The organism is Kitasatospora sp. NPDC057015, assembly GCF_042673745.1.
Lineage (GTDB): Bacteria > Actinomycetota > Actinomycetes > Streptomycetales > Streptomycetaceae > Kitasatospora.
This window is the reverse complement of sequence record NZ_JBHUSG010000013.1, coordinates 57,908-71,801: the sequence shown is the minus strand read 5'-3', so window position 1 is coordinate 71,801 and position 13,894 is coordinate 57,908. Positions and strand designations below refer to the sequence as shown.

Here is a 13,894-nt window from a genome sequence, read left to right as displayed (position 1 = left end):
TACCCGGGTGCGGGCGGCCCGCGCCACCCGCACCCGGGTACGATGGCGCTCGGCCGCGACTGGCGAAGGTGGAGAACCACCGGGGAGCGGTCGCTTTCCCGCGTGAGCGTCGACCGCCTGGGCGCCTGCGTCAGTGACGTCCCGCTGACACAGGAGGCACGACATGGATCTGCGTTACGGAACCAACCCCCACCAGCAGGCGGCCGGCGCCCTGCCCGCGCACCCCGGCCGATGGCCGGCCAGAGTGCTGCGCGGCAGCCCGTCCTACGTCAACATGCTGGACGCCCTCAACAGTTGGCAACTGGTGAGGGAGGCGAGCCGGGCCCTCGGCCGACCGGCTGCCGCCTCCTTCAAGCACGTCTCGCCGGCCGGTGCGGCGCTCGCCGGGGCGGTCGACCCGGTCACGGCCGAGCTCTACGGCGTCGACCCCGACCGGGTGGGCGCGCTCACCAGTGCCTACCTCCGGGCCCGCGACGCCGACCCGAAATCCTCCTACGGGGACTTCGCCGCCCTCTCGCACCCGGTCGACGCCGAGCTCGCCGAACTGCTGACCCGGGTGGTCTGCGACGGCGTCATCGCGCCCGGGTACGCCCCGGGCACGGTGGAGAGCCTCGGCCGGAAGAAGAACGGCCGCTTCCTGGTGATGGAGGCGGACCCCGCGTTCGTACCCCCGCGGCGCGAGACCCGCGAGGTCTTCGGCCTGCAGCTCACCCAGCAGCGCGACGACCGGGAGCTCTCCGCCTCCCTGCTGGACGACCTCGTCTGCGGGGCGCTGCCGGCGGCGGCGTCCGAGGACCTCCTGCTGGGCCTGACCGTCCTGCGCTACACCCAGTCCAACTCGGTCTGCTACCTGCGCGGCGGTCAGACGCTGGGGATCGGCGCCGGCCAGCAGTCCCGGGTGGACTGCACCCGCCTCGCCGGCGCCAAGACCGACACCTGGTGGCTGCGCCGCCACCCCGCGGTGCGCTCCCTCGCCTTCCGGCCGGAGATCCGGCGGCAGGACCGGATCAACTGGCAGATCCGCTTCGTCGAGGGGGACCTCACCCCGGACGAGAACGCCCGGCTGTCGGCCGCCCTGGCCGCGCCGGCACCCGAACTGACGGATGACCAGCGGGCCCGGTGGCGTGCGGGACTGGACGGGGTCGCCTTCGTCTCGGACGGCGCCCTGCCCTTCCGCGACAACGTCGACCACGCCCACCGGCACGGCGTCGCCTACATCGCCGAGCCGGGCGGATCGATCCGCTCCGCCGAGGTCGCGGACGCCTGCCGTGAGCACGGGATCGCCCTCGCCCGCACCGGACTCCGGCTCTTCCACCACTGAGGCCGCCGGGGCCCCGGACCGGAGCGGCCACCGCTCGGGGCCCCGGCCCTGCGGTCAGGCCCGCGGCCGCCCGCACCGCGTCCGGTCACGGCGCGTCCCGGTCACGGGGCGTCCCGGTCACGGGGCCCGGAGGTCGAGCTGGTACAGCCGGGTCCGGTGCGTGGGCAGGTAGCCGAGCCCGTCGTTGACGGCGCGCATCCACCGGTTGCCCTCGGCCGTGTCGGTCAGCAGTCCCTCCAGCCCCGGGTGGCGCTCGACCGCCCGCCGGACGGACTCCGCCTTCATCCAGCGGGCCAGCCCGTGCCCGCGGTGCTCGGGCAGGACACCGGTGCCGTAGTGCTGGGCGTCGCCCCGCCCGTCGCCCGGGACGACCAGCTCGGTGAAACCGACGACCGCCCCGTCGGACGCGTCCACGGCGGCCACCGTGTGCAGCAGCTCGCCCCGCCGCTCGACCGCCTCGGCCACCGCCCGGACCCGGTCCACGTCCCAGACCACGACGCCGTGGTCCGCCTCGTCCATCGGCATGTCGTCCATCGCGCGGCGGGAGGCGGCGAAGGTCGCCGCCAGGTGCTCGGGGACGGTTCCGTCCCAGGAGACCAGTCGGTAGCCCGGGGGCTGCTGCCGGACGGCCTCCGCCAGGGCCGCGCGGTCCACGTCCGCGCATCCGAGCCGGGCGAAGGTGAGGGTCAGCACCGGGCGGAAGCCCCGGGCCGCGAGGAACCCGTCCCCCGGCGTGTCCGTCCCCGCCTGCGCCGTCACGCGGCGGCGCCCGTCCGCCCGGGCGGCGGCCAGCGCGGCGACCAGCAGTTCGGAGCCCACGCCGGTGCGCCGCTCGGCGGGATGCACCTCGATCTCCAGCTCGGCCAGGTGGTCCTGCCCGCCCGTGGTGAACAGGCGCAGGAAGGCCGATCCCACCGGGGCCCCGGTCGGGCCGGTCGCGAGCCACGCCAGGCGGTGGCTGCCGGCCGTGCGCTCGGGGTCGGTCAGGGCGGTGAGGCGAATCGACAAGTCGGCTCCACGATCGGAGGTGACCGCCGACCGGGGGGCCGGTCGGCCGCCGACGCCCCTGGACGTCCGCCGCGCACCCGCCCCCGCCCCCGCCGACGGCGCCGCTCCGGGCCGGAGGGCCCCGCGACGCTATCCACCGGGTCCGGCCCCCGCAAGCGGGTTTCGACGCCGCCCGGCCGGCCGGGCGAGACCGGTTCGTGACCGGGGCGGGGACATACTGGTGGTCGTACCCGAACCGGTTCCGGGCCCGGCGCCCCGAGCGGCCCGGCGTTCGGACCGATCGTCCCCGGCGCGGACCGTGCCCCGGCCCGCCGCCGATGCGGAGAGACCCACATGCGACGCAACCGAGTCGTCCCCGTCGCGCTCGCCGGCGCCGTCCTCGCGCTGCTCGCGGGCTGCGCGACCCCGCAGGCCGCCGACCCGTCGGCCGCGGCGAGGCCCGCCACGTCCGCCCCGACGTCCCCCACCGCACCCACGTCCCCGGCCGCCACCTCCCCGGCCGCCGCTTCGCCCTCGGCGCCGTCCCCGCCGCCGTCGGACAGCCCGACGCCGGCACCGGACACCCGCACCCTGACGGCGACGCTCGCCATCCCGTCCATCGGCGTCACCGGACTGCAGGTCGTCCCCTACGAGGGGACCACCGACGACCTGGCCGGCACCCGGATCCAGGACGGCGGAGTGGCGGCCAGCCCGTACGGGGAGACCGGCGGGGTGAGCCCCGGGCAGGTCGGCAACTACCTGGTGACGGCGCACCGGCTGTCGGCGGGCGGGCCGCTGCGGAACCTGCCCGAGCTGGCCCCGGGCGAGCTGGTCACCGTCACGGTCGGGGGCACGGTCTACACGTACGAGATCACCGCGAGCAGGACGACGTCCTTCCGCTCGGAGCGCTCGCTGGCCGAGCAGCGGGCCGCCGTGCCGGGATCCCCCGGGGTGGCTCCGACCGAGGCGATGATCACCATCTCCACCTGCGCCACCCCCGAGGACAACGCGGCCGGGAACCGCTGGCGCGACGACCGGGGGAACCCCGAGCACCGCATCGACAGGGTCGGCGTCCTGCGCGGCCGGGCCGACGCGACGACCGGGTGACGAGGCGGCGGATGACCGGAAACGGCCCCGGGGTTCGTCCGCCGCGCTCGTAGACTGGGTGCCATGAGCCGACGACGACATTGATCCTCCGCCGGATCCCCCGCCGAAGGTCCGGGGGGAACGGGCTGCCGGGGGCCACCGGGTGCGACGAGTGACCGTCGCCCCCGTTCGCCTCCCGCAGAAGGACCTTCCATGCCCTTCCCCGTCTTCGGCCCGCCCACCCGGGCCGGCCGGCCCGACCGCGCCGTGCGCCGCCTGGAGCGCACCCTCCTCTGCTACACGGGCTTCGAGGACTTCGTCCTGCTCTACCCCGTGTACGCGCTGCTGTTCGCCGACCACGGCCTGGGCACCGGCGAGATCTCCGTGCTGTTCGCCGTCTGGTCGCTCACCGGCGTGCTCCTGGAGGTGCCGTCCGGCGTCTGGGCCGACCTCGTCTCCCGGCGCCTGCTGCTGGTCCTCGGCCCGCTGCTGTCGGCCGCGGGCTTCGGCCTCTGGGTGGCGCTGCCCACCTTCCCGGCCTTCGCCGCCGGCTTCGTGCTCTGGGGCGCGGGCGGCGCGCTGCGCTCCGGCGCGCTGGAGGCGCTGGTCTACGAGGGGCTCGACCGGCACGGCGCCACCGCCCGCTACCCCCGGCTGATGGGCCGCGCGAGCGCCGTGGGCACCGCCGCCACGGTGGCCGCCACCGCCCTGGCCACGCCGGTCTTCGCGCTGGCCGGGTACCCGGGCCTCGGGGTGGCGAGCGTCGCGGCCTGCCTGCTCTGCGCCGCCACCGCCACCCGGTTGCCCGAGCACCGGCCGGCCCCGGCGAAGGGCACGACCGTCGGTACGAAGGACGGCCCGGCCGACGGCGCGACCGACGGCGGGGCAACGGACGGCGGGTCCGCCGGCGCGGCCGGGCCGGCGCGGCCCGCGGGCGGCTACCTGCACACCCTGCGCGAGGGGCTGTCCGAGGTCCGCGGCCACCCCCGCGTCCGGAACGCCCTGGTGCTGGCCGTAGCCGTCACCACGGTGTGGGGGGCGCTGGACGAGTACGTCCCGCTGCTCGCCGCCGAGGCCGGCGCCGGCACGGCGGAAGTCCCGCCGCTGTCCCTCCTGGTCTGGACCGGCGTCACCGCCGGCGGCCTGCTGGCCGGACGGGCGGAGCTGCTGTCCGGCCGCGCGCTCGGCGCGGCACTCGCGCTCGCGGCCGGGGCGCTGGCGGTCGGCGCCCGATGGGGGATTCCGGGCGGCTTCGTCCTGCTCGCCCTGGCCTTCGCGGTCTTCCAGGCCACCGACGTGGTCACCGACGCCCGCCTCCAGGAGGCCGTCACCGGACGCAGCCGGGCCACCGTCACCTCCCTCGGCGGCCTCGGGACCGGCCTCACCACCCTGCTGGCGTACGCCGTCTACGGCGCCGCCTCCGGGCACGCCTCGCACGCCGCCCTGTTCGCCCTCTCCGCACTGCCGTACCTGGTGATCGCGGCCGTGCTGGCCCGCCGGAGCGGTCCGGCCGGCCGGACCGGCGACCCCGAGCACGGCGACCCCGAGCACGGTCGTCCGGGGACCGGCCACCCCCGGCACGGTCGTCCGGAGCACGCGGGGTGAGCGGTCGCCCGGCGGGGCGGGCGGCGGCCGCCCCGCCGGGCGGCGGCAGCCGGCCCGGGACGCCGGGTCCGCGGGCCGGGAAGGCCGGGATCACCGGATTTCCACCGCTTGACGGCAACTCAGGTGTTTCAACTAATATCGGCCCTCAGGGCATTGATGTCCTGGTCGGCGGAGCCGGACTCCTCGTCGACACCAAGAGTTCATGTTCTGGCGACGTAGCGGACACGGAGCACACCGGGTTCGGCGTTAGTCTCCGACCGATCACCCCGATGATCGGCCGCAGGGCCGGTCACATGCCCCTGACCGAAAGGCCCGCGGAGCCGATGGACCCCCGACTCTCCGTCGTCGTCCCGATCTACAACGTCGAGCGCTACCTCCAGGAGTGCCTCGACTCGATCGCGGCCCAGACCTTCGGCGCCTTCGAGTGCGTGATGGTCGACGACGGCTCGACCGACGACAGCGCGGCCATCGCCAGGACGTACGCCGCCGGCGACCCGCGGTTCCGGTTGGTCCAGCAGGACAACCAGGGCCTCGGCGCGGCCCGCAACACCGGCCTGCGGCACCTGGGCGGCACCGAGTACCTGGCCTTCATGGACAGCGACGACACGCTGCCGCCCGGCGCGTACGAGCTGATGGTCAGCACCCTGGACGAGACCGGTTCCGACTTCGCCGCCGGGAACGCACTGCGCTTCCGGACGGCCGAGCACTACCAGTCGCACGCCCACCGCAAGCCGTTCCGCGAGACCCGGCTCAAGAGCCACGTGTCCGAGATCCCGTCCCTGGTCACCGACCGCACCGCGTGGAACAAGGTGTACCGCCGCAGCTTCTTCGACGAGGCCGGCATCCTCTACCCCGAGGGCATCCTGTACGAGGACGCCCCGGTCAGCGTGCCGCACCACTTCCTCGCGGGCAGTGTGGACGTGCTCTCCGAGCCGATCTACCACTGGCGGGTGCGCGACGCCGGGGACATGTCGATCACCCAGATGAAGACCGATCCCAAGGGTCTGATCGACCGCGTGCGGTCCATCGAGCTCGTCCGCGAGTGGCTGCTCGCCCAGCCCGAGCCGAAGTTCCGCGACTACCTGCGCCACTACGACCGGAACACCCTCGTCGAGGAACTGCCGATGTTCTTCTGGTCGGTGCCGGACGGCGACCGCGCCTACCGCGAGGCCTACCAGCAGCACGTCAGCCGGCTGCTGCGGACGATCGGCGTCGAGCAGGTCAACGCCCTGGGCGCCCCGCTGCGGGTGAAGTACCGCCTGACGCTGGCGAACCGGATGAACGAGTTCGTCACCCTGCAGCGGATGCACCGGCTGTACCGCCGCCGTGCCCAGGTGCTGCGCCTGCGCCGCCCGGCGGCCGCGGCCGCCTGACCGGCGAGCCGGTCGCCCGCCCGGCGGCGGCCCCCGTACGGTGGGCGGCGCCGCCGGGCGACCAGGTCGGGCGACCGCGGTTCGCGGTGCGGTGACCGCCAGCGTGGCGTATCGCATGGTGAAGGTGCCGCCCACCGCGTCGACGGCGGCACCCACGCCTGCCGGCACCTCGTCCCGTCGGCCCGGCGGGAGCCGGGTGTGACCGCCGGTGGTGGGCGGCTGGTCCAACCCCTCGTCGCGGCCGTAGGTCCGCTCCCAGCGGTCGTCGGCGCCGCCGTGCCCGGGGCCGGCCGCTGAGCCCGTCGGCCGCAGGCCGCCGCCGTCAGGGCGAGGGCACCCCGGCCAGACCGGTGCTGAGCCCGTCCAGGGCGTGCGTGCAGGCGCACTCGCGGGTGCCGGGCAGGCTCTCCAGCGCCTTGAACAGGACGGTGCGCAGCCGGTCGACGTTGCGGGCGAATTCCGCGAGCACCTCCCCGTGAGTCACCCCCGCACCGCTCTCCACGCCCGCGTCGAGATCGGTCACCAGGGCCAACGAGGTGTAGCAGAGGCCGAGTTCGCGAGCCAGGACGGCCTCCGGGTGCCCGGTCATGCCGACCACCGACCAGCCGTTGGCGGTGAACCAGCGGGACTCAGCCCGGGTGGAGAAGCGCGGCCCCTCGATCACCACCAGGGTGCCGCCGTCGACCGGCTCCCAGGCGGCGTCCCGGGCCGCGTCGAGGGCGGCCCGGCGCCCGTCGGAGCAGTACGGGTCGGCCATCGAGACGTGGACCACCTCGGGCACGGAGCCGTCGGGCAGCGGCCGACCGTCGTAGTAGGTCTGCACCCGGCCGGAGGTGCGGTCCACGAACTGGTCGGGGACGAGCAGCGTGCCGGGCCCGTACTCGGGACGCAGCCCGCCGACGGCGCAGGGGGCCAGCACCTGCCGGACGCCCAGCGAGTGCAGGGCCCACAGGTTGGCCCGGTAGTTGATGCGGTGCGGCGGCAGCCCGTGGCCCCGGCCGTGGCGCGGCAGGAAGGCCACCCGGCGGCCGGCCGCCTCGCCGACGAACAGCGAGTCGCTCGGCGGTCCGTACGGGGTGTCGACGACGACCTCGGACACGTCGTCGAGGAGTGCGTACAGGCCGGAGCCGCCGATCACGCCGAGTTCGGCGGGCGCGGGGCCGGTGCTTCCTGACATGGGGTCAGCCTTTCGGTCGGGTCCGGGTGGCGGGGCCCGCTCCGGGCCCGGCGGGGGCGGCGGGCGCCCGCCGCCCCACCCTAGGCCGCGGCCGGCGACCGCCGGGCCGGTCGCGGCCTTACGAATCGCGGACGGGCGGCGCCGGCCCCGGTGGCCCACCGGCCCCGGCCCGGGCGCCCGGGCGGTCCGGCCCCCGTACCGGCGCCGACACCGGCCGACGCCGCGGGGAGGTTCAGGCGATCTGCGGGGCGATCCGGTCGGCGATCAGCTCCAGGTGGTCGAGGTCGTCCAGGTCGAGGATCTGCAGGTAGATCCGCTCGGTGCCGGCCCGCGCGTAGCGGCCGATGCTCTCCACCACCTCGTCCGGGGTGCCGGCCAGGCCGTTGGCCTTCAGCTCGGCGACCTCGCGGCCGATGGCCGCGGCCCGCCGCGCCACCTCGGCGTCGTCCCTGCCGACGCAGGCCACCAGCGCGTTGGAGTACACCAGGTCCTCGGCGCGGCGCCCGGCCTGCTCGACCGCGGCGCGCACCCGGTCGAAGTGCGCCCGGCTCTCCCCCGCCGAGACGAAGGGCAGGTTGAACTCGTCGGCGTACCGGGCGGCCAGCTCGGGCGTGCGCCGCGGCCCGGTGCCGCCGACCAGCACCGGGATCCGCTGCTGGACGGGCTTGGGCAGCGCCGGGGAGTCCGACAGCTGGTAGTAGGTGCCCTGGAAGTCGAAGGTGTCGCCCAGCTTGGTCTGCCAGAGCCCGGTGATCACGGCGAGCTGCTCCTCCAGCCGGCCGAAGCGCTCCTTCGGGAACGGGATGCCGTACGCCGCGTGCTCCTGCGCGTACCAGCCGGCGCCGAGCCCGAGCTCGACCCGGCCGCCGCTCATCGCGTCCACCTGGGCGACCTGGATCGCCAGGACGCCGGGCAGCCGGAAGCTCGCCGCCGTCATCAGGGTGCCGAGCCGGATGGTGTCCGTCTCCCGGGCGAGGCCGGCCAGCGTGATCCACGCGTCGGTGGGGCCGGGGAGGCCGTCCGCGTCGCCCATGCTGAGGTAGTGGTCGGAGCGGAAGAAGGCACTGAAGACGCCGAGCTGCTCGGCCGTGCGGGCGACGCGCAGCAGCGTGTCGTAGGAGGCGCCCTGCTGGGGTTCGGTGAAGACACGAAGATCCATGACGGCATTCTTGTACGAACCGTGGCAAGGGTGAAGGGGGCCCCGCCGGTCCGACCGGATCCCCCGTACGCCGCCGCGCGACGCCGGGGGATCCGGCGGTCAGGTGCCGAGCGGGCCGCGGGCGGGTGGCCAAGGTCTCATCCCCGATTCCTCCGGCCCCGCCGCACCCGCGGGCCCGCTCGCCTACCCTCGACGGGTGATCGCCTTTCCCGACGAAGCAGCCGGCTGCCCGCTGACCGGCATCGTGGCTTCCTACACCCCGCGCCTGGCCGAGTTCGCCGCCGAGCCGGGCTTCGTCGCGGCCGTCGACCAGCACGCCGCCGAGATCCGCGAGCGGCTGTACGCCCAGGGTCCCGAGCTGATGCCGCGGCCGTTGCTGCGCGCCGAGCTCACCGACTACGCCCTGGGGTTCCTGGACGCGCTGGCCGAGGTCGGCTGGAACCAGCAGGTCGGGTACGACTACGCGGTGGACCGCCTGACGGCGATCTGCTGGCTGGTGCACCAGAACGGGCTCCTCGACTCCTGAGTCCCGGCTCCCGGGCCCCGACTCCTGCGTCCTGAGGCCCCGCCCCCGGGGGCCCGCCCGGACGGCGACTGCGCACCGGCGTGGACCCCGGCTGTTCACCCCCTGCACTCCCCTCTCGCGCCTTCCCCCGATCGGGCGATCGGGCGGAAACCCGCTGCCGCCGTGCGCCCGGCGCGTACAGTGGCGGTCCACGAAGCGATCGACGGCGGGAACGGTCAGGGTGAACACGCAGGTGTGCAGGGGCGGGGCGGAGGGCCACCAGGCGCTGGTGTGGCGGGTCGTGCCCGAGCAGCCGTCCGCGGCGGTGCTGGTGCTGCACGGGGGGCAGGAGCACGGGCTCGCCAGGCCGGGGAGGCTGAACCTGCCGGGCCTGCGGATGCAGGGTTTCGTCCGGGCCGTCCGGCGGGAGACGGCCGGCGCCGGCGTCGCGATCGGCGTGGTGCGCTACCGGCACCGGGGCTGGAACGGTGACCGGGCGGACGCCGCCCGGGACACCGTCGCCGCCCTCAACGACCTCGCCGAGGAGCTGGGCCACGTCCCGACCGTCCTGGTCGGCCACTCGATGGGCGGCCGGGCGGCCCTGCGCTCGGGAGGCCACCCCAGCGTCACCGGTGTCGTGGCGCTGGCCCCCTGGTGCCCGGCGAACGACCCCTGCGAGCAGCTGGACGGCCGCGACGTGCTGATGCTGCACGGCGACCGCGACCGGGTCACGGCGCCGGCCGACACCCGGCTGTTCGCAGCCCGGGCCCGGGCTGCGGGCGCCCAGGTCTGCGGCTACACGGTGACCGACAGCGGTCACACCCTGCTGCGCCGCGCGGGCGACTGGCACCGGGCGACCGCCCGCCTCACCGCCGGCCTGTTGGGCCTGCGGCCCCTCCCGGACGAGGTGGCGGCCGCTCTCGCCCTGCGCGGCGCGGACACCGCCGGGCTCGACCTGCCGCTGCCGTCGCTGCCCCGCACCCGGCCGGCCACCGACCGGCCCGCGCACCCGGTCGGCACCGAGCGCTGAACGGTCGACGGCGGGCGGCGCCGTCGGCACGCAGGCCCGGGGTCGGGTCGCACACGACCCTGACCACCGCTGCGGCCCCGCCCGGCTGACCGGCGAGGCCGTCCGACCGGTCGACCACCCCGTCGCCCCGCACCGGCACACGTCCCCGGTGGCGAGCACCCTCTGTGTCAGGTCGCTGCAGTTCACCGTGAGCTGAAACCGCATCGGGGGCGACGGTTCGACGACGCATCACCGCACTCCCGCAACGCCCGTGTCAGACGCGGGCGTTGTCCCGTACCAGGCATGATCCCCGACCGGCGTCCGGCCCCCGCACCGCGGCGGGCGCTCGCCCGTCCGGTGGCACGGTTACCCGTCCGCCGTGCCCCGATCACTCAGTGAGGCTAATCACTGCCTTGCGCTCTCGGCCCCGGAGGCCGACTCGGTGTACGTTCCTGCGACCAGCGGGTGGAGCACTCGCCGCTGTCGCAGATGCCCGGTCAGCAACGCCTCCGACGAGAGAGACACCAGACATGTCTGCACAGGTCCCGACCCACCATCCGCCCCAGCGCATCGGCGTGGTCGCCGAGTCGACCGCCGGGGAGACCCGCGTCGCGGCGACGCCCGCGACGGTACGGCAGTTGCTCGACCTCGGCTACGAGGTCGTCGTCGACTCGGAGGCCGGCGCGGCCTCCGACTTCACCGACCGGGCCTACACCGAGGCCGGTGCGAGCATCGGTGACGCCTGGGCGGCCGAGGTGGTCCTCAAGGTCAACGCACCGACGGGCGACGAGATCGCCAAACTGCGCGCGGGCGCCACCGTCATCGGCCTGCTCGCGCCGGCCCAGCGCCCTGAGCTGGTGCAGGAGTTGTCCGCGCGCGGTGTCACGGCACTCGCGCTGGACGCCGTCCCGCGGATCTCGCGGGCGCAGTCGATGGACGTCCTCAGTTCGATGGCGAACATCGCCGGGTACCGGGCGGTGATCGAGGCCGCCCACGTGTTCGGGCGCTTCTTCACCGGTCAGGTCACCGCCGCCGGCAAGGTGCCGGCGGCGAAGGTCCTGGTGGCCGGCGTCGGCGTGGCCGGGCTGGCCGCGATCGGCGCGGCGTCCAGTCTGGGCGCGATCGTCCGCGCCACCGATCCACGGCCCGAGGTCGCGGACCAGGTCCGCTCGCTGGGCGGCGAGTACCTGCCCGTGGACGTCGTGCAGGAGGCGAGCACCGACGGCTACGCCAAGGCGACCTCCGCCGACTACGACCTCGCCGCCGCCGCGCTCTACCACGAGCAGGCCAAGGACGTGGACATCATCGTCACGACCGCGCTGATCCCGGGCCGGCCCGCCCCGCGGCTGGTCACCGCCGCGGACGTGGCGGCGATGAAGCCGGGCAGCGTCATCGTCGACATGGCCGCCGCGCAGGGCGGCAACGTCGAGGGCACCGTGCCCGGCCGGGCGGTGGTCACCGACAACGGCGTCACCATCATCGGCTACACCGACCTGGCCGGCCGGCTGGCCACCCAGGCGTCGCAGCTGTTCGGCACCAACCTGGTGAACCTGCTGAGGCTGCTCACCCCGGGCAAGGACGGCCGGCTGGTCATCGACTTCGACGACGTCGTCCAGCGGGCCGTGACGGTGGTCCGGGCCGGCGAGGTCACCTGGCCCCCGCCGCCGGTGGCCGTGTCGGCCGCCCCCGCCCCCGGCGCCGCGCCCGCGGCCCCCGCCGCGCCGGCGGGGGTGAAGGAGTCCCGGCTCACGCCGGCGGTGCGGTTCGGCCTGATCGGTCTGGGAATGCTGGCGGTCTTCCTGCTGATCGCCTTCGCACCGACCCAACTCGCCGAGAACTTCACGGTGTTCGCGCTGGCGGTGGTCATCGGCTACTACGTCATCGGCAAGGTCCACCACGCGCTGCACACCCCGCTGATGTCGGTGACCAACGCGATCTCCGGGATCGTCGTGATCGGCGCCCTGCTGCAGATCGGGCACCAGAGCTGGGTCGTGACGACGCTGTCGTTCGTGGCGGTGCTGCTGACGAGCGTGAACATCTTCGGCGGTTTCGCCGTGACCCGCCGCATGCTGAACATGTTCTCGACTGCCCCCGAAAGGCGCTGAGCCCGATGACTTCCACGACGGCGTCCCACGCCGCGGACCTGGTCGCCGCGCTGCTCTTCATCCTCAGCCTGGCCGGGCTGTCCCAGCACCGGACCTCGCGTGCCGGCGTGATCTACGGCATCGTGGGCATGGCCCTCGCCCTGGTCGCCACCGTCGTGCTGGCGGCGCAGAGCATCACCGCGGGGGCGGTCGCCCTGATCGTCCTCGCGATGGTGATCGGCGGCGCCGCGGGCCTGTGGCAGGCGCGGCGGGTCGAGATGACGCAGATGCCCGAACTCATCGCCGTCCTGCACAGTTTCGTCGGTCTGGCCGCCGTCCTGGTCGGCTGGAACGGCTACCTGGAGGTCGAGGCCCACGGCGCGGCCCAGACGCTGGTCGCCGGCGACCTGCTGGGCATCCACCACGCCGAGGTCTTCATCGGCATCTTCATCGGCGGGGTCACCTTCACCGGCTCCGTCGTGGCCTTCCTCAAGCTGTCCGCCCGGATCGCCTCGCGCCCGCTGACGCTGCCCGGCAAGAACGCCCTCAACGTGGGAGCACTGGCCGCGTTCGCGGGGCTCACCGGCTGGTTCACGGCGAGCCCGGGCCTGGGGCTGATGATCGCGGTGACCGTCCTGGCACTGGTCCTCGGCTGGCACCTGGTCGCCTCGATCGGCGGCGGCGACATGCCCGTCGTCGTCTCCATGCTGAACAGCTACTCGGGCTGGGCCGCGGCCGCCGCCGGGTTCCTCCTCGACAACAACCTGCTCATCGTCACCGGGGCACTGGTCGGCTCCTCCGGCGCCTACCTGTCGTACATCATGTGCCGGGCGATGAACCGCTCCTTCCTCTCGGTCATCGCCGGCGGCTTCGGCATCGAGGCGCCGTCGGGCGGGGACGAGGAGCAGGGCGAGCACCGCGAGATCCGCGCCGAGGAGACCGCGGAGCTGCTCGCGCAGGCCAGGTCCGTGGTCATCACCCCCGGCTACGGGATGGCGGTGGCCCAGGCCCAGCACCCGGTGGCGGAGCTGACGCGCCGGCTGCGCGAGCGCGGCATCGACGTCCGCTTCGGCGTGCACCCGGTGGCCGGGCGCCTGCCGGGGCACATGAACGTCCTGCTGGCCGAGGCGAAGGTGCCGTACGACATCGTCCTGGAGATGGACGAGATCAACGACGACTTCGCCGAGACCTCGGTCGTCCTCGTCATCGGCGCCAACGACACCGTCAACCCGGCCGCCACCGACGACCCGTCGAGCCCCATCGCCGGGATGCCGGTGCTGCGGGTGTGGGAGGCGGAGCAGGTGATCGTCTTCAAGCGCTCGATGGCGTCCGGCTACGCGGGTGTGCAGAACCCGCTGTTCTTCCGCGAGAACAGCAGCATGCTCTTCGGTGACGCCAAGCAGAGCGTGGACGCGATCCTCCAGGCCCTCGGCGGCCAGGCCCAGGACGCGCCCGCCCGGCCCGCCCGTCAGAAGACGACGGCCGGCTAGCCGGCCACCCGCCCAGCGAGCGGACCGCCCGCGCCCGACGCCCGGCGGTCCGCTCGCGGGGCCCCGGCCGGCGCACCGGGCCGGCCGCCGAGCCGTCC

At 75.0% G+C, this 13,894-nt stretch carries 11 protein-coding genes and 1 riboswitch; of the genes, 8 read left to right on the top strand and 3 right to left on the bottom strand.

Features of this window, described 5'->3' with window-relative positions; genetic code table 11:
- Positions 1-45 precede the first annotated feature (45 nt).
- Positions 46-130: riboswitch (ZMP/ZTP riboswitch) on the top strand.
- 33 nt (positions 131-163) lie between these two features.
- Entirely contained in the window at positions 164-1,321 is a 1,158-nt protein-coding gene (locus ACFTWP_RS15495; protein ID WP_380265033.1) for a phosphoribosylaminoimidazolecarboxamide formyltransferase, read from the top strand.
- A 117-nt stretch (positions 1,322-1,438) separates the two neighbouring features.
- On the opposite strand, the gene ACFTWP_RS15490 is transcribed toward ACFTWP_RS15495, so the two are convergent.
- Complete coding sequence (locus tag ACFTWP_RS15490; RefSeq protein WP_380265032.1) at positions 1,439-2,329, bottom strand: GNAT family N-acetyltransferase; 891 nt, start codon at positions 2,327-2,329, stop codon at positions 1,439-1,441.
- A gap of 333 nt (positions 2,330-2,662) precedes the next feature.
- On the opposite strand from ACFTWP_RS15490, the gene ACFTWP_RS15485 reads away from it, so the two are divergent.
- The 3 genes from ACFTWP_RS15485 to ACFTWP_RS15475 all read left to right on the top strand — a co-directional run bounded on the left by ACFTWP_RS15485 (position 2,663) and on the right by ACFTWP_RS15475 (position 6,372).
- Positions 2,663-3,415 carry a class E sortase gene (locus tag ACFTWP_RS15485; protein ID WP_380265031.1) on the top strand — a complete coding sequence of 251 codons (753 nt, stop codon included), beginning with the start codon at positions 2,663-2,665 and terminating at the stop codon, positions 3,413-3,415.
- 192 nt (positions 3,416-3,607) lie between these two features.
- On the top strand, positions 3,608-4,999 hold the full coding sequence (locus ACFTWP_RS15480; RefSeq protein ID WP_380265030.1) for an MFS transporter: 1,392 nt from the start codon (positions 3,608-3,610) through the stop codon (positions 4,997-4,999).
- Between the two features lie 293 nt (positions 5,000-5,292).
- The gene (locus tag ACFTWP_RS15475) at positions 5,293-6,372 is read left to right on the top strand and encodes a glycosyltransferase family 2 protein (protein WP_380265028.1); all 1,080 of its coding nucleotides are present in this window, start codon (positions 5,293-5,295) and stop codon (positions 6,370-6,372) included.
- Positions 6,373-6,694: 322 nt separating this feature from the next.
- Here ACFTWP_RS15475 and ACFTWP_RS15470 read toward each other — a convergent pair whose 3' ends face one another.
- Together ACFTWP_RS15470 and ACFTWP_RS15465 are read right to left on the bottom strand one after the other, a co-directional pair.
- Positions 6,695-7,549 carry an S-methyl-5'-thioadenosine phosphorylase gene (locus tag ACFTWP_RS15470; RefSeq protein WP_380265027.1) on the bottom strand — a complete coding sequence of 285 codons (855 nt, stop codon included), beginning with the start codon at positions 7,547-7,549 and terminating at the stop codon, positions 6,695-6,697.
- Positions 7,550-7,781: 232 nt separating this feature from the next.
- Positions 7,782-8,708: an LLM class F420-dependent oxidoreductase gene (locus tag ACFTWP_RS15465; RefSeq protein ID WP_380265026.1), complete on the bottom strand. Its 927-nt coding sequence runs from the start codon at positions 8,706-8,708 to the stop codon at positions 7,782-7,784.
- Between the two features lie 196 nt (positions 8,709-8,904).
- Between ACFTWP_RS15465 and ACFTWP_RS15460 the strand changes: the two genes are divergently transcribed.
- The 4 genes from ACFTWP_RS15460 (at position 8,905) to pntB (ending at position 13,796) form a co-directional block, all read left to right on the top strand.
- Positions 8,905-9,234 carry a DUF6401 family natural product biosynthesis protein gene (locus ACFTWP_RS15460; protein ID WP_380265025.1) on the top strand — a complete coding sequence of 110 codons (330 nt, stop codon included), beginning with the start codon at positions 8,905-8,907 and terminating at the stop codon, positions 9,232-9,234.
- Positions 9,235-9,454: 220 nt separating this feature from the next.
- Positions 9,455-10,243 (top strand): alpha/beta hydrolase, encoded by a 789-nt coding sequence (locus ACFTWP_RS15455; RefSeq protein ID WP_380265024.1) that lies wholly within the window; start codon positions 9,455-9,457, stop codon positions 10,241-10,243.
- Between the two features lie 509 nt (positions 10,244-10,752).
- Positions 10,753-12,327, top strand: coding sequence for a Re/Si-specific NAD(P)(+) transhydrogenase subunit alpha (locus tag ACFTWP_RS15450; RefSeq protein WP_380265023.1), 1,575 nt, complete (start codon positions 10,753-10,755; stop codon positions 12,325-12,327).
- A 5-nt stretch (positions 12,328-12,332) separates the two neighbouring features.
- A complete protein-coding gene (gene pntB / locus ACFTWP_RS15445; RefSeq protein WP_380265022.1) occupies positions 12,333-13,796 on the top strand; it encodes a Re/Si-specific NAD(P)(+) transhydrogenase subunit beta in 1,464 nt (487 codons plus the stop codon).
- The last annotated feature ends 98 nt before the right edge of the window (positions 13,797-13,894 follow it).